The following is a 14,448-nucleotide window of genomic DNA, read 5'->3' as shown; positions in this document are numbered from 1 at the left end:
GGCTCACAGCAGGAGCAGCGCGACGCTGCTGAACAGGACGAGGAAAACGGCGATGCGGAACAACGACGGATGCCAGACATGCCGGTAGAGGTGATAGCGGCCGGCGACCCAGTCCAGCCCCCAGAACACCGCCAGCATGGCGACGAACAGCAGCAGCAGGCTCGGCACGAGGGTGCCGCCGAGGGCGATCTCACGAGGCATGGGGAACGGTCTCCGTGGCCGCCACCGGGGCGGGCATGTAGCGGGCCATGACCGACTGGTCGTCGACCAGGGCCAGGCGGATCAGGTGCAGGTGTTCGCGCACGAACGGCAACGCGACGCTTTCGCCCGGCGCGGTGCGCGCGCAGGCCAGCGCGGCATCGACCGCGGCGAGCGCGGCTGCGTACGCCGGCGACGAGGGTTGCTGGAAGAAGCGCCCCAGCGCGGTGACCGCGGCGTCGGCGGCGGCTTCGAGCTTCGGCGGCAGCGGCTGGTCGCGATGGTCGTGGCGCAGCTCGATGATCGCCCGCCCCGTCTCGTGAACCGCCAGCGCCCACGACAGCAGCTGGCGCGATTCGTCGCTGCCGGCCACGGTCTGGGTGACGATCTGCTGGAACAAATCGCGATTGACGCTCTCGAAGCGGTAGCGCAGGCCCGGCAGTGGCGCCGCGGCGGCCAGCGCCACCTGCCCGCGCAACGCAGCCATCTGCCGACGGCGCAGCCACGCGCTGCCGATGGCCGGCGGTACCAGTCCGAACATCAGCACGACCGCGCCCAGGCCGAGGATCTGCGCGATGCCGTCGTTGATGAAGTGCACTGGGTTGAACACCATCGGGTTGGTGATCGCCAGGATGTAGGCCAGGCCCATGCAGCAGCCCAGCCCGAACAGCGACAGTGCCGGCCGCGTGAACAAATAGGCGCCGACCATGAAGAACGGCAGCAGGCTGGCCACCAGCAGCGGGAAGCCGTCGATGCGGGTCAGCACGAAGAACACGCACAGGAAACCGGCGACCATGCCGCCGAGGTAGCCGAAGGCGACCTTGAGGGTGACGCGCACCGGGCCCGGCGAGGTGGCGAACAGGCCGGAGAAGATGGTCGCCAGCAGCATCGCATTGGCGCCCATCGGCCACGCCGTGCCGATCCAGAACACCGCCAGCAGCGCCATCGTCGCCACGGTGCGCACGGTGGCCAGCGCGGCGCCGGCGAAATCGTTGCCGCGCAAGAAACGCGCGCGCTCGACCAGGTCGCCGGCAATGCGCTCGCCGCCGAGGTCCAGCTGCGAGATCACGTACAGCTCCAGCTCGCGGGCGAAACGCTGCACCAGGCCGGCGCCGACTTCGAAATCCTCCGCGCGCGCCGCATCCAGCGTGGCCACCGCCGCGGCGGCCTGCGCCGGCATCTCGTGGCGCGCGGTGCGCAGGCGGCGCAGCAGCGCGCGCGAAGGCACCGCGTCGCCCAGCGCCTCGCCGAGCGGGCGGTACAGCGCGATGACCGCAGCCGCCGCCGCTTGCCCGCCATTGCGCTGCAGGCGGTTGAGCAGGTGGTGCAGCGACTGGAAGCTGGTGGACACCGCCATGAAGCGCTGGTTGGCCAGCTCCATGTGTGCGCTGCGCGAGCGCGCCTGCGGGTCTTCGAAGATCACCGAACTGCGCAGGTCTTCCAGCGTCACCGCATCGCGCACGAAACGCAGGTGCGCCTTCTCCATGTCCGCGCGCGCGATCGCCCCGCCGGTGCTGCCGCGCATGAAACCGATGAAATGGCGGTACTGCTGGCGCGCGGTCTGGCGCAGGGTGTCGCGCACGCGCACCGGGAACACCACGTCGTTGACCACCGCGCTCACCAGCAGGCCGAGCATCAGCTCGGTGATGCGGTACATCGCCGATTCGAACACCCCGCCCGGCGCATCGATCACCGGCAGCGCGATGATCGCCGCGGTGTAACCGGCCAGCACGAACGCATAGGACTTGAAGTTGCGATACAGCGTGGCGCCACCGGCGCACAGGCCGATCCACAGCGCCATCGCGCCGAGGAACAGCTCGCGCTGCTGCGGGAACGCACCGACGATGACCAGCGCGGCGGCCGCGCCGGCCAGCGTGCCGAACACGCGGTAGAAACTCTTGGCCAGCACCATGCCGGACTGGCGGTGCATGACGATGATGGTGGTCATCGCCGCGGTGTTGGGCGAAGGCAGCTGCAGCCGCATCGCCAGCCACAGCGCGATGAAATACGACAGCACCGTGCGCGCGATGAACAGCCAGGCGTCGCCCTCCTCGCGGAGGAATTGCCAAAGCGCCTCGCGCCGCGGGGCGGCGGATGGAAGGGGAACGGTGGACATCGTGTCTTGCCTGGGAAAGGGGTGTTACAGGCCTTCCATGCCTTCGAGCATCTTCTTGAGCAGCTTCTCCAGCCGCAGCTGTTCGGCCTCGCCCAGCGCGCCGACTTCGGTATCGAGCAGCACGCAGATGTCGGGGAGCATGCGTTCGATCAGCGCCACGCCGGCCGGCTCCAGGGTGAGGGTGACCTTGCGGCGGTCCTCCTCGTGCATGGCGCGGCTGATCAGCCCCTTCTCGCAGAGCTGGTCGGTCAGGCGGGTGACGTTGGCGGACTTCTCGCCCGCGGCCTCGGCCACCTGGGTGGGGGTCAGCGACTGGTCCGGCGTGCCGTACATCATCATCAGCACGTCGTACTCGGGATGGGTGATCCCGTAGGGCTTGAGCAGGCCGTTGGCGTTGGCGTGGATGCGCTTGTAGAGGTGCTTGATCAGGCGCACGAGCACCGCCGGCTCGCGCGGGAACGCGGGGTAGCGCTCGCAGGTGACGGCCAGGCGTCGTTCGACGGGTTCGAAGCTGCTCATGGGGGCTGGGGGGGGTTTAGGCCAGACCCGTATATTACACTTCTGAACTATATTCTTGTGAACGAAGTCGTTCCGGCGGTGGAACGGTGTCGGCCGCTATCGCGGCGCCCGGTACCCGCCCGGCACGCCCTCCGGCGAGAGCACCAGCTGCCACAGCTGCGCATGCCGGCAGCGGAAGCTCGCCATCGAGGCCGAGAGGTAGAAGCGCCACATGCGGCGGAAGCGCTCGTCGTAGCGCTGCGCGTCGAGCCGGGGCCAGGCGGCCTCCACGTTGTCGCGCCAGGCCTGCAGGGTGCGGTCGTAGTCGGCGCCGAAGCTGTGCCAGTCCTCCAGCACGAACAGGCCTTCGCTGGCCTCGGTGACCTGCCGCGCCGAGGGCAGCATGGAATTGGGGAAGATGTAGCGCGCGATCCACGCGTCGGTGCGGTGCCGGCTGATATTGGTGCCGATGGTGTGCAGCAGGAACAGGCCTTCCGGGTGCAGGCAGCGCCGGGCCATCTCGAAGTAGGCCGCGTAGTTCTTGTCGCCCACGTGCTCGAACATGCCCACCGAGAACACCGCGTCGAAACGCTCGTCCACCTCTCGGTAATCCTGCAGGCGGATCTCGATCGGCAGCCCGGCGCACAGCTCGCGCGCGAACTGCGCCTGCTCGGCCGAAATGGTGATGCCCACGCCGCTCACGCCATAGCGTTCGGCGGCGAACTTCAGCGCCTCGCCCCAGCCGCAGCCGATGTCCAGCACGCGCTGGCCGGCGCGCAGGCCGAGCTTGCGGCAGATCAGGTCGAGCTTGGCCTCCTGCGCGGCATCCAGGTCGCGCGCCTGCGCCCAGTAACCGCAGCTGTAGACCAACCGCTGGCCGAGCATCGCCTGGTACAGGTCGTTGCCGAGGTCGTAATGCCGGCGGCCGACCTCGTAGCTGCCGCCGCCGGCCTGCAGGTTGAACAGCCGCGCGCGCAGGGCGTCGCCGATCTCGCCCCAGCCGTGCACGCGCTCGTCCAGGCGCGCGCGCATCAGGTGCAGCAGGAACACGTCGAGCGCGTTGGCGTCCCACCACCCGTCCATGTAGCTCTCGCCCAGGCCGAGCGAGCCCTGCGCCAGCACGCGCGCATACCAGTGCGGGTCGTGGACCTGGATGTCCTGCGGCCGCTGCCCGCCCACCTCCACCCCCGCCTCGGCGAGCAGGCTCTCGACTCGGTTGCGCAGGCGCTCGGGCATGGCGGGCTTCCGGCTAGGGGGCGAACAGCTCGGTGTATTCGGGGGCGACCAGCGGGCGCAGCACCGCGGCAGGGACGTCGGCGGTCTGCGTGCCGTCCGAGTACGGCCCCACCTGGTACGGCGGGAACACGAAGCGCAGCGCGGCAATCTTGCCGGCGCCGTCGAGCACCGGCACGAACTGCGCGAAGTTGTCGGCTTCGGCGGCGGTGCCCTCGGCAATCGACTTGTCGGCGTTCTTGAGCAGCGCTTCGGCGTCGGACGGCTCCAGCTTGTCGGCGACGGTGCGCTGCGCGGCGGCGTCATGCAACTGCGTGGCCACGTACTGGCCTACCGTGCCCCAGCCCGCGGCGTTCGGGATCAGCTTGTCGGCGGTCAGCAGCTCGTTGCGGCCCGGCAGCCAGACAAAGCGCGCCACCAGCGGCTCGCCGTGCGCCCCGCCGGTGTAGCGGCTGCCGTCGGCGGCAATGGCGACCACCGCCGGGGTGTCGAGCACCTGCTGGAAGGCCAGCGAGAGTTCATAAGGCGCGGTCGGCTTGTCGTTGCCCAGCCCTTCCACCGCCTGCATCAGTTCCGCGCGCGCCGCATCGCCGTACTGGCGCACCGCGGTGGCCAGGCCCGGGTAGCGCTCCAGCCCCGGCGGATAGCTGATGCCCACCACATAGCGCGGGTCGTGCTCGATCACGTCCTTCAGCGGGCCGGCGGTGTCCGCGGCCGCCGGCGCGCTCGCCGCGGGGGTGTTGTCCATCGCCGGGGCGGCCTTGTCCGCCTGCGCCGGTTCGGCCGGCTCGCGCTGGCAGGCCGCCAGGGCCACCGCCAACACCGCCATGCCGATCCACGCCGCTGCCCCGCCCTTCGCACGCCACTGCTTCATTCTCGACTCCTCGATTCCGTGTCTGCCGCCCGGCTCAGCCGAGCAGGTCCTGCTGTTCCGGATGCCGCTGCATCCAGGCCGCTGCATACGAACACTCCGCGCGCACCTTGTAGCCCCGGGCACGGGCGAAATCCAGCGCATTCCGGACCAGATTCGCGGCCACGCCGCGCCCGCCGATCTGCGCCGGCACGCCGGTGTGCACCAGGCGCATCACGCCCCCTTCCAGTTCGTAATCCAGTTCACCCCGGTGGCCGTCGAGATCGACCACGAATTGCCGTGCCGCCTCGTCATGGCGGACCACCGGCCCGGCTGTGTCGTTCATGCGCGTTGACCCCCTGTCATCGGCGGGGATTGTCGGCACCGGCCCGCGACCCCGGCGTGAAGCCGCGGGCGCGAAGCCGACGCATCGCGTCACTTTCAGCCCTCAAGTCACCGCCCGGGCGGCCGATAAGGCCTGCGGAAGCCCCGAAAGGGTTGGCACGGGAATTGCGGCTTCCATCACAGATACCGACGGAGAGGTAGCGCATGAGCATCGACACCACCCCCTCGCAGCGCGATCCGGACAGCTCCCTGCTGGAAGGCCTGTTCCAGCTGGTGGTCAGCGGCCACACCGGCGGCCGCGAGTTCGACCAGCTGACCCATGAAGTCTACGAGCGCCTGCTGGGCGCCTACGCCGTCACCGAAGGCAAGGCCGGCACGGTGTTCAACCGCACCGCCGCCTGAGTTCGCTCAAGGGGGGGGGCCGTCCGCCCGTCGTGGCGGGCGGTTCCCCCGCTGTTTCAGTTGCCCGCGCCGCGCGAAAGCTGCGCCAGGAACGCCGGCACCACGCCCGGCGCCATCGCCACCATGAACAGCACGCCGAAGGCGGCGCCGGCCAGGTGCGCGCTGTGGTTGATGCGGTCCCCGCCACGGCGGTCCATCCAGATGCTGTAGCCGACATAGAACACGGCGTAGAAGATCGCCGGGATCGGGATCGGGATGAAGAACAGGTACAGCCGCGTCCACGGGTCGAGCAGGATGTAGGCGAACAGCACCGCCGACACCGCGCCGGAAGCGCCCAGGCTGATGTAGTTCGGGTTCTTCTGGTTCTTCAGGTAGCTGGGCAGGATCGAGACCACCAGCGCGGCCAGGTAGAACAGCGGATACGTCAGCCAGGTGCCGGTGATCTGCACCATGGCGTATTCGATCGAGCGCCCGAAGAAATACAGCGTGACCATGTTGAAGATCAGGTGCATCCAGTCGGCATGCACGAAGCCGTAGGTGACCAGGCGGTCGTATTCGCGGCGGCGATCGATGGCCGGCGGCCACAGCACCAGCCGGTCGGCCAGCTTGCGGTTGGAAAACGCCATCCACGAAACGATGGCGGTGATGGCGATCAGGATCAGGGTGATCATCGACGGGCTCGGGGATCAGGCAAGGCGGTAGTGGTCGACCACGCGGTAGCGGCGCGCGTACAGGCCGAAGGCCAGCGCGGCCAGGAACGCGAAGCCGGCGAAGAAGAACATCAGGAAGGCCGGCTCGCTCAGGCCGGTGCCGGCGATGTGCCCGGTCACGGCGTCGTTGCGCACCGCCACGTTGGACAGCAGCACCCACAGGTTGCCGACGGTGGTGGTGAGGTACCAGAAGCTCATCACCACGCCCTTCATCGAAGCCGGCGCCTGGCTGTAGGCGAACTCGATGCCGGTGGCCGACACCAGCACTTCGCCCAGGGTCAGCAGCGCGTACGGCAGGATCTGCCAGGCGATGTGCATCGGGTCGCCGCCGTCCATTTCCACCTGGATCAGCCCCACCACGATCCACGCCAGTCCGCTGAAGGCGATGCCGGCGGTCATGCGGCGCAGCGCGGTGGGCTCATAGCCGAACTTGCGCAGCAGCGGGTACAGCACCAGGTTGTTGAACGGGATCAGCAGCATCACCAGCAGCGGGTTGAGCGCCTGCATCTGCGAAGCGGTGAACCACGACGGCATCACCATCTCGCGGCCCTGCAGCACCCAGGTCGAGGCCTTCTGGTCGAACAGCGAGAAGAACGGCGTCACCAGCGCGAAGACCACCAGCACGCGCAACAGCGACCGCACGCCGTCCACCGCCGCATCCGGGTGCACGCCGCGCGCGCGATCCAGCTGCCACCACGTGCCGCAGCCGATGCCCGCCAGCAACAACACCAGCGCCAGGCACAGGCAGATCACGATGCCCAGCGAACCGACCAGGCTGAAGCCGGCCAGCGCCAGCAGCACCGATACGGCCGCCAGCACCAGCCCCGGACGGCCCTTGCCCGGCGCATGGGCGAACAGCGCGGTGCGCACCACCTTGGCGAAGCTGTGCGGGTCTTCCGGCGGCGGCGCCACATGCACGTAGCGGCGGCGGCCCAGCCAGAACACGAAGGTGGCCACGAACATCAGCAGGCCCGGGATGCCGAACGCCCACGCCGGGCCAAGGTTCTTCAACGCCAGCGGGATCAGCAGCGAGGCGAACAGCGAGCCGAAGTTGATGATCCAGTAGAAAGCGTCGAAGGCGACCTTGGCCAGCTGCTTGTTGCTCTGGTCGAACTGGTCGCCCATGAAGGAGGCCACCAGCGGCTTGATGCCGCCCGCGCCGAAGGCGATCAGGCCCAGGCCGAGGAAGAAGCCGTTGCGGTCGCCCTCGAACATCGCCAGGCACGCATGGCCGGCGCAGTAGACCAGGCTGAACCACAGGATGGTGTTGTACTTGCCGAAGAAGCGGTCGGCCAGCCAGCCGCCGAGCAGCGGGAAGAAATACACGCCGATCATGAAGCTGTGCATGATGTGCTTGGCCTCGGCCTCGCGGCCGGGCGCGGTCACCTCCTGCAGCAGCAGCGAGGTGATCAGGAACTGCACCAGGATGTTGCGCATCCCGTAGAAGCTGAAGCGCTCGCAGGCTTCGTTGCCGATGATGAAGGGAATCTGGCGCGGCATGCGCGCCGTCGCGGTGGCGGCCGGGGAAGAGGTCGTCATCGGGAAGTTCTGCAGGACAAACCCCAAGCCTAACCGATCGGGCCGGCCGATGGACGCGCGCCGGCGCCTCCTCGCCGCAGTGCAGCTTGGCCCCTGGCGCCGCGTCACGTAGGCTCGCGTGTTCATCCCCCCCATGGACCTTAGTGGATGCGCTTGTCCGCCCTGCTGCTGTGCGCCCTCGCCTGCCCGGCCATGGCCGCGCCGACCGCCCTGACCACCGTGTCCGAGCGCAGCGGGTTCCAGGACACCGGCCGCTATGACGAGGTGATCGCCCTGTGCGATGCCTTCGCCGCGCGCTACCCCGCCGCGGTGCGCTGCCTGCAGTTCGGCACCACGCCCGAGGGCCGGCCGATGAAGGCGCTGGCCGTCTCCACCACCGGCGCGCTCGACCCGGCCGCCATCGCCGCCCGGCACTTGCCGGTGGTGCTGGTCCAGGGCGGCATCCACGCAGGCGAGATCGACGGCAAGGACGCCGGCTTCCTGGCCCTGCGCGAACTGCTCGACGGCAAAGTCGCCAAGGGCACGCTGGACAAGGTCGCGTGGCTGTTCGTGCCGGTGTTCAACGTCGATGGCCACGAACGCTTCGGCGCCTGGAACCGCCCCAACCAGCGCGGGCCGCGCGAGATGGGCTGGCGCGTGACCGCGCAGAACCTCAACCTCAACCGCGACTACGTCAAGGCCGACGCGCCGGAAATGCAGGCGATGCTGCGCCTCGTGCAGCAGTGGGACCCGCTGCTGTACGTGGACCTGCACGCCACCGACGGCGCGCAGTTCGAGCACGATGTCTCGGTGCAGGTCGAACCGCTGCATGCCGGCGATGCGCGCCTGGCCGGCGACGGCAAGGCGCTGCGCGACGCGGTGCTGGCCGACCTCAAGCGCCAGGGTTCGCTGCCGCTGCCGTACTACCCCTCGTTCGTGGTCGACGACGACCCGGCCTCCGGCTTCGAGGACGCCGTGTCGCCGCCGCGTTTCTCCAACGGCTATTTCCAGCTGCGCAACCGCTTCGGCATGCTGGTCGAAACGCATTCGTGGAAGCCGTATCCGCAGCGCGTGCGCATCATGCGCAACACCATCGTCTCGGTGCTGCAGCAGGCCGCGCGCCATGGCGCGCAGTGGCGCGCCGATGCCGATGCCGCCGACCACGCGGATCTCGCCGGCCAGCCGGTCGCACTCGACTACAAGGCCAGCGACAAGGCGCGCATCGTGGACTTCCGCGGCTACGCCTACACCCGCACGCCCTCGCCGATCTCCGGCGCGCTGATGACGCGCTACGACGAGCGCACCCCGCAGGTCTGGCACGTGCCGCTGCGCGACGACGTCCGCCCGAGCGTGGTGGTGGACGCGCCGCGCGGGGGCTACGTGGTGCCCGCCGCGCACGCGGCATGGGTGGGCGAGAAGCTGCGCGCGCAAGGCATCGCGTTCGCGGTGCTCGGCGACCAGGGCACGGCCCCCGTGCAGACCTTCCGCGCCGATACGGCCGACTTCTCCGCGCAATCGGTGGAAGGCCACCAGCGCCTGAGCGTGCAAGGCCAGTGGCACGACGACTCGCGCGCCATCGGCGCCGGTGCGCTGTTCGTGCCCATCGCCCAGCCGCAGGCGCGGCTGGTGATGGCGATGCTCGAACCGCAGGCGCCCGATTCGCTGCTGCAATGGGGCGAGTTCAACAACGCCTTCGAGCGCAAGGAATACATGGAGGCCTACGTGGCCGAGGAAGTCGCCGAGAAGATGCTGGCCGACGACCCCGCGCTGAAGGCCGAGTTCGAGCGCCGCCTGCAAGAGGATGCGGCCTTCGCCGCCGACCCGCGCGCGCGCCTGGATTTCTTCTACCGCCGGCACCCCAGCTGGGACGAGCGCTACCGCCTCTACCCGGTGATGCGCAGCGAGCAGACGCTGCACTGATTCCCCCTTGATCCGCCCTTCCCTTCCCAACGCAATCGCACGCCTGCCGATGAAAACGTTTTCACATTTCCTTGGATGCCTGCTGGCCCTCTCTCCCCTGATCGCCTCGGCCGCGGACGCCCCCGCGCCCGCCACCCAGGCCGCGGCCACGCAGCCGCTCACCGTGGTCTCGCTCAACCTCTACCACGACCGCGAGGACTGGCCGCGTCGCCGCGTGCAGATCCTGGAGACGTTCAAGCGCCTGCGCCCGGACGTGATCGCGCTGCAGGAAGTGATCCAGCGCGAAGGCCAGCAGAACCAGGCGCAATGGCTGGCCGACGCGCTCGGCTACCAATGGCGCTTCGTCAGCACCGACCCGGCCGGCAGCCCGATGCGCTACGGCAACGCGCTGCTCACCCGGCACCGCGTGCTCGGCGACGGCGAACTGCGCCTGCGCCCGCTCGATGACCACCGCACCGCCGCGCGCCTGCGGCTGGATATCGACGGGCAAGCGCTGGACGTCTACGTCACCCACCTGTTCTGGGAGCACACCGCGCCGGGCGCGGCGATGCGCCAGCAGCAGCTGGCCGACCTGCTCGACTGGGTGGGCCGCGATTCGGCCGGCGTGCCGGTGCTGCTCGCCGGTGATTTCAACGCCAGCAGCGAAGCGCCCGAACTGGCGGCGTTGAACCCCGATTTCGAGGATGGCTACCGCGCCGTGCACCCCGGCCGCGACCGCGCCAGCGACACCACGCTCGACCCGGCCAGCGCGCCGCCGATGCGCATCGACCACCTGTTCGCGCAACGCGGCCGCTTCCAGGTGCTGGGCAGCGAGCGCCTGTTCCAGCAGCCCGATGCCGATGGCGTGCGCGCCTCCGACCACTACGGCGTGCTGACCACGCTGCGCCCGTTGCCGCCGCAGGCGAGCGCCCAGCCATGGCGCGACCGCGCCCTGGCGCCGGATCGCCGCGCCGCATTGCTGGTCCGCGCGATGACGCAGGACGAGAAGTTCGTGCTGATCCGCAGCTACTTCGGCATCGGCGACAAGCGCCCGCCGCTGTCGCTGGGCTCGGCCGGCTACGTGCCGGCGATCGAACGCCTGGGCATCCCGGCCCAGCAGCTGGCCGATGCCGGCCTGGGCGTCACCAACCCCGGCGGCATGCGCGCCGGCGATGTGGCCACCGCGATGCCGTCCAACCTCGCGCTGGCTTCTTCCTGGAACCGCGAACTCGCCTTCGAGGGCGGCCGCACGATGGGCCGCGAAAGCTGGCAGCAGGGCTTCAACGTGCTGCTGGCCGGCAGCGTCAACCTGCAGCGCGACCCGCGCAACGGCCGCAACTTCGAATATGCCGGCGAAGACCCGCTGCTGGCCGGGCGCATCGTCGGCGAATCGATCCGCGGCGTGCAGTCCGCGCACGTCGTCTCGACGATGAAGCACTACGCGATGAACGACCTGGAGACCGCGCGCAACTTCCACAGCGCGAAGATCGGCGAGCAGGCGATGCGCGAATCGGACCTGCTGGCGTTCGAGATCGCGCTGGGCATCGGCGAGCCGGGTTCGGTGATGTGTTCCTACAACCGCATCAACGGCACCTACGGCTGCGAGCATGACGAGCTGCTCAACCGCATCCTCAAGCAGCAGTGGCGCTGGCCGGGCTACGTGATGTCCGACTGGGGCGGCGTGCACAGCGGCTCGAAGGCGGCGTTGGCCGGGCTGGACCAGCAGTCCGCCGGCGAAGTGTTCGACAAGGCGGTGTTCTTCGACCAGCCGCTGCGCATGGCGGTGTCCGCCGGCGTGGTGCCGCAGGCGCGGCTGGACGACATGGTCCAGCGCATCATGCGGGCGTTCTTCGCCATCGGCGCGTTCGACCAGCCGCCGCAGCGCGGCCCGATCGACGCGCAGGCCGGCCTCGATGCCGCGCGCCGGGTCGCCACCGAAGGCAGCGTGCTGCTGCGCAACGAAGGCGGCGTACTGCCGATTGCCGGCGACGTGCAGCGCATCGCGGTGATCGGGGGGCATGCCGACAAGGGCGTGATCGGCGGCGGCGGCTCCTCGATGGTCGGCTGGACCGCGCTGGGCACCAACGCGGTGCCGGGCCTGGCGCCGACCGGCTGGCCGGGCCCGGTGATGTTCCATCCCTCCTCGCCGCTGCAGGCCCTGCGCGAGCGCTTCCCGAACGCGCGCATCGATTACGTGGACGGCAACGACCGTGCCGTCGCGGCGCGTGCGGCGCGCGACGCGCAGGTCGCCGTGGTGTTCGCCACGCAGTGGGCGGCCGAGTCGGTGGACCTGCCGGACATGCGCCTGCCCGAGGGCCAGGACGCGCTGATCGACGCCGTCGCCAGCGCCAACCCGCGCACCATCGTCGTGCTGGAGACCAACGGCCCGGTGCGCCTGCCGTGGCTGTCGAAAGTGCCGGCGCTGCTGCAGGCCTGGTTCCCCGGCATCGGCGGCGGCCCGGCCATCGCCGACCTGCTCTCCGGCCAGGCCAATCCTTCCGGCCACCTGCCGGTGAGCTGGCCGGTGGACGAAAGCCAGCTGCCACGCCCGCACATCAACGGCCTCGGCTTCAAGCCGGCGAACAAGCCCGACGACGAAATCGACTACGACATCGAAGGCGCGCAAGTCGGCTACAAGTGGTTCGATGCGCGCGGCCTGCGCCCGCGGTTCGCGTTCGGCCATGGCCTGTCGTACACCACCTTCGCGTTCGGCCAGCTGACCTTGGCCCGGCAGGGAGCGCGCGTGTTCGCCAGCTTCGATGTCCACAATACCGGCGCGCATGCCGGCGCCGCGGTGCCGCAGCTGTACGTGCGCCTGCCCGGCGAGGCGCCGAACCGGCTGCGGCTGGCCGGCTGGCGGCGGGTGGAACTGCAGCCGGGCGAGAGCCGCCGGCTGGAGGTGGAACTGGAACCGCGCACGCTGGCGCGCTTCGATGTCGGCGCGCAGCAGTGGCACGTCGATGCCGGTGCCTACCAGGTGACCCTGGCGCAGGCGGCCGACGCGCCCGCCGCGCAGGCCACGCTCGAATTGCCCGCCGGCATCGTGGCCATCGACTGCCCCGACGCACGCGCGTGCACGGCGCCTGCACCGTGACCCGTTAGCATCGCCGCATGCCCCCGCTGCCCACCCTGCACCGCATCGCCCGCTGGACCTGGCTGCCGACCCTGCTGGTCGGCGGCTGGGCGCAGGCGCATTCGCCCGGTTTGCCGCTGGCGCTGCCGCCCGGCGCGGGCGATGGCGTGCTGACGGTGGCCACCTTCAGCCTCGCGCCCGACCAGGGGCGCTGGCTCGATCATCGCGACGGCATCGTGGAAGCGCTGCGCGCGCTCAAGCCCGACGTCGTCGCGCTGCAGGACGTGCAGCAGAGCCCGGAGATGCCGAACCAGGCCTGCTGGCTGGCCGCGCAGCTCGACTACGGCTGCAGCTTCATCAGCGCCGACCCGCCCAGCCGCGCCACGCGCCAGGGCAACGCGCTGCTGACCCGGCGCCCGGTGAGCGCCGACGCGGTGACGTTGCTGCATCCGTTCGAGATGGCCAGCACCGCCGGCATGGTGCGGCTGGAAATCGGCGGGGTGCCGGTCAACGCCTATGTCACCCAGCTGCATGGCGGCGAGGCGCGCAGCGACGACGGACTGATCCGCGCGCGCCAGGTGGTCAACCTGCTGCGCTGGATGGAAGTGACCGACGACGGCCTGCCGACCGTGCTGCTCGGCGATTTCGCCTGCGGGGAAAACGCCGCCGAACTGGCGGCGCTGCAGGCGCAGTACCAGGAGGCACGCCCGCCGGCCTCGCGCGAACAGGAAGGCCTGCTGCCGGACATGGCCGACGCCGGCGCGGCGCGCCACGACCACATCCTGCTGCGGCGCGACAGCTTCCGCGTGCTGCGGCTGGCCGCCCTGCGCCTGCCCGGCGCCGAGGGGCCGGGTGCGCGCGGCCTGGTAGCCACCGTGCAGCTGCTGCGGCCAGTCGCGGCGCCGTAGAAAAACGAAAGGCCGGGCAAGCCCGGCCTTCGCTCATGCCGATGTGGCGACGATCAGGCGATCGCGGCCTGGTAACGACGCTCGACCTCGTTCCAGTCGACCACGTTGTAGAACGCGCCGATGTATTCCGGGCGACGGTTCTGGTACTTCAGGTAGTAGGCGTGCTCCCACACGTCCAGGCCCAGGATCGGCGTGTTGCCTTCCATCAGCGGGCTGTCCTGGTTGGCGGTGCTCTCGACCACGACCTTCTTGTCCGGGGTGACGCTCAGCCAGGCCCAGCCCGAGCCGAAGCGGCTGATGGCGGCCTTGGTGAAGGCTTCCTTGAACTTCTCGAAGCCGCCAACGTCGCGATCAATGGCCTTGGCCACTTCGCCGACCGGCTCGCCGCCGCCCTTGGGCGACATCACCGTCCAGAACAGCGAGTGGTTGGCATGGCCGCCACCGTTGTTGCGCACCGGGCCCTGCAGGTTCTCCGGCAGCGACTTCAGGCGCGAGACCAGCTCCTCGACCGGCAGGTCGGCGTACTCGGTGCCTTCCAGCGCGGCGTTGACGTTGTTGATGTAGGTCTGGTGGTGCTTGGTGTGATGGATTTCCATCGTCTGCGCGTCGATGTTCGGCTCGAGCGCGTCGTAGGCGTAGGACAGCTTGGGGAGGGTATAGGCCATGTGTGGATCTCCTTGACTCATTCGTCCGCGGCA

13 protein-coding genes are annotated in these 14,448 nt (G+C 69.8%); 4 read left to right on the top strand and 9 right to left on the bottom strand.

Features of this window, described 5'->3' with window-relative positions; translation table 11 throughout:
• Positions 1 to 3 precede the first annotated feature (3 nt).
• From ARC20_RS04660 to ARC20_RS04635, 6 genes are all read right to left on the bottom strand, one after another.
• On the bottom strand, positions 4 to 201 hold the full coding sequence (locus tag ARC20_RS04660) for a DUF1656 domain-containing protein (protein ID WP_057645075.1): 198 nt from the start codon (positions 199 to 201) through the stop codon (positions 4 to 6).
• Positions 191 to 2,314: an FUSC family protein gene (locus ARC20_RS04655; RefSeq protein ID WP_057645072.1), complete on the bottom strand. Its 2,124-nt coding sequence runs from the start codon at positions 2,312 to 2,314 to the stop codon at positions 191 to 193. The genes ARC20_RS04660 and ARC20_RS04655 overlap by 11 nt, the downstream gene beginning before the upstream one ends.
• 24 nt (positions 2,315 to 2,338) lie before the next feature.
• Complete coding sequence (locus ARC20_RS04650) at positions 2,339 to 2,833, bottom strand: MarR family winged helix-turn-helix transcriptional regulator (RefSeq protein WP_057645071.1); 495 nt, start codon at positions 2,831 to 2,833, stop codon at positions 2,339 to 2,341.
• A gap of 96 nt (positions 2,834 to 2,929) precedes the next feature.
• Positions 2,930 to 4,048, bottom strand: coding sequence for a cyclopropane fatty acyl phospholipid synthase (gene cfa / locus ARC20_RS04645; protein WP_057645068.1), 1,119 nt, complete (start codon positions 4,046 to 4,048; stop codon positions 2,930 to 2,932).
• A 13-nt stretch (positions 4,049 to 4,061) separates the two neighbouring features.
• Positions 4,062 to 4,919: a DUF3298 and DUF4163 domain-containing protein gene (locus tag ARC20_RS04640; RefSeq protein ID WP_057645064.1), complete on the bottom strand. Its 858-nt coding sequence runs from the start codon at positions 4,917 to 4,919 to the stop codon at positions 4,062 to 4,064.
• Between the two features lie 34 nt (positions 4,920 to 4,953).
• A complete protein-coding gene (locus ARC20_RS04635) occupies positions 4,954 to 5,241 on the bottom strand; it encodes a GNAT family N-acetyltransferase (protein ID WP_057645061.1) in 288 nt (95 codons plus the stop codon).
• A gap of 203 nt (positions 5,242 to 5,444) precedes the next feature.
• Here ARC20_RS04635 and ARC20_RS04630 point away from each other — a divergent pair, with 203 nt between their 5' ends.
• Entirely contained in the window at positions 5,445 to 5,642 is a 198-nt protein-coding gene (locus ARC20_RS04630) for a hypothetical protein (protein ID WP_057645050.1), read from the top strand.
• Between the two features lie 56 nt (positions 5,643 to 5,698).
• Here the strand turns inward: ARC20_RS04630 and ARC20_RS04625 are convergent, their stop codons facing one another.
• Both ARC20_RS04625 and ARC20_RS04620 read right to left on the bottom strand, forming a co-directional pair.
• The gene (locus ARC20_RS04625) at positions 5,699 to 6,313 is read right to left on the bottom strand and encodes a rhomboid family intramembrane serine protease (RefSeq protein ID WP_057645048.1); all 615 of its coding nucleotides are present in this window, start codon (positions 6,311 to 6,313) and stop codon (positions 5,699 to 5,701) included.
• A 15-nt stretch (positions 6,314 to 6,328) separates the two neighbouring features.
• The gene (locus tag ARC20_RS04620; RefSeq protein WP_057645045.1) at positions 6,329 to 7,891 is read right to left on the bottom strand and encodes a POT-type proton-dependent oligopeptide transporter; all 1,563 of its coding nucleotides are present in this window, start codon (positions 7,889 to 7,891) and stop codon (positions 6,329 to 6,331) included.
• Positions 7,892 to 8,038: 147 nt separating this feature from the next.
• Between ARC20_RS04620 and ARC20_RS04615 the strand changes: the two genes are divergently transcribed.
• The 3 genes from ARC20_RS04615 to ARC20_RS04605 are packed head-to-tail and all read left to right on the top strand — an operon-like array spanning position 8,039 to position 13,750.
• The gene (locus ARC20_RS04615) at positions 8,039 to 9,790 is read left to right on the top strand and encodes a M14 family metallopeptidase (protein WP_057645042.1); all 1,752 of its coding nucleotides are present in this window, start codon (positions 8,039 to 8,041) and stop codon (positions 9,788 to 9,790) included.
• A gap of 49 nt (positions 9,791 to 9,839) precedes the next feature.
• Positions 9,840 to 12,863, top strand: a complete 3,024-nt coding sequence (locus tag ARC20_RS04610; RefSeq protein WP_237642501.1) for a glycoside hydrolase family 3 C-terminal domain-containing protein — start codon at positions 9,840 to 9,842, stop codon at positions 12,861 to 12,863.
• Between the two features lie 17 nt (positions 12,864 to 12,880).
• Positions 12,881 to 13,750 (top strand): endonuclease/exonuclease/phosphatase family protein, encoded by an 870-nt coding sequence (locus ARC20_RS04605; RefSeq protein ID WP_057645039.1) that lies wholly within the window; start codon positions 12,881 to 12,883, stop codon positions 13,748 to 13,750.
• A gap of 53 nt (positions 13,751 to 13,803) precedes the next feature.
• Here ARC20_RS04605 and ARC20_RS04600 read toward each other — a convergent pair whose 3' ends face one another.
• Positions 13,804 to 14,415, bottom strand: a complete 612-nt coding sequence (locus tag ARC20_RS04600) for a superoxide dismutase (protein WP_057645036.1) — start codon at positions 14,413 to 14,415, stop codon at positions 13,804 to 13,806.
• Positions 14,416 to 14,448: the final 33 nt, after the last annotated feature.

This window comes from Stenotrophomonas panacihumi (genome assembly GCF_001431645.1).
GTDB classification, from domain to species: Bacteria; Pseudomonadota; Gammaproteobacteria; order Xanthomonadales; family Xanthomonadaceae; genus Stenotrophomonas_A; species Stenotrophomonas_A panacihumi.
Note: the sequence above shows the minus strand (reverse complement) of the source record. Positions and strands in the feature narration are given on the sequence as shown.

Bases quoted from the DNA above. Each gene is read 5' to 3' on its own strand.
- cfa (WP_057645068.1), bottom strand. From the start codon at position 4,048: ATGCCCGAGCGCCTGCGCAACCGAGTCGAGAGCCTGCTCGCCGAGGCG.
- ARC20_RS04640 (WP_057645064.1), bottom strand. From the start codon at position 4,919: ATGAAGCAGTGGCGTGCGAAGGGCGGGGCAGCGGCGTGGATCGGCATG.
- ARC20_RS04615 (WP_057645042.1), top strand. From the start codon at position 8,039: ATGCGCTTGTCCGCCCTGCTGCTGTGCGCCCTCGCCTGCCCGGCCATG.
- ARC20_RS04620 (WP_057645045.1), bottom strand. From the start codon at position 7,891: ATGACGACCTCTTCCCCGGCCGCCACCGCGACGGCGCGCATGCCGCGC.
- ARC20_RS04605 (WP_057645039.1), top strand. From the start codon at position 12,881: ATGCCCCCGCTGCCCACCCTGCACCGCATCGCCCGCTGGACCTGGCTG.
- ARC20_RS04625 (WP_057645048.1), bottom strand. From the start codon at position 6,313: ATGATCACCCTGATCCTGATCGCCATCACCGCCATCGTTTCGTGGATG.
- ARC20_RS04600 (WP_057645036.1), bottom strand. From the start codon at position 14,415: ATGGCCTATACCCTCCCCAAGCTGTCCTACGCCTACGACGCGCTCGAG.
- ARC20_RS04660 (WP_057645075.1), bottom strand. From the start codon at position 201: ATGCCTCGTGAGATCGCCCTCGGCGGCACCCTCGTGCCGAGCCTGCTG.
- ARC20_RS04630 (WP_057645050.1), top strand. From the start codon at position 5,445: ATGAGCATCGACACCACCCCCTCGCAGCGCGATCCGGACAGCTCCCTG.
- ARC20_RS04635 (WP_057645061.1), bottom strand. From the start codon at position 5,241: ATGAACGACACAGCCGGGCCGGTGGTCCGCCATGACGAGGCGGCACGG.
- ARC20_RS04650 (WP_057645071.1), bottom strand. From the start codon at position 2,833: ATGAGCAGCTTCGAACCCGTCGAACGACGCCTGGCCGTCACCTGCGAG.
- ARC20_RS04610 (WP_237642501.1), top strand. From the start codon at position 9,840: ATGAAAACGTTTTCACATTTCCTTGGATGCCTGCTGGCCCTCTCTCCC.
- ARC20_RS04655 (WP_057645072.1), bottom strand. From the start codon at position 2,314: ATGTCCACCGTTCCCCTTCCATCCGCCGCCCCGCGGCGCGAGGCGCTT.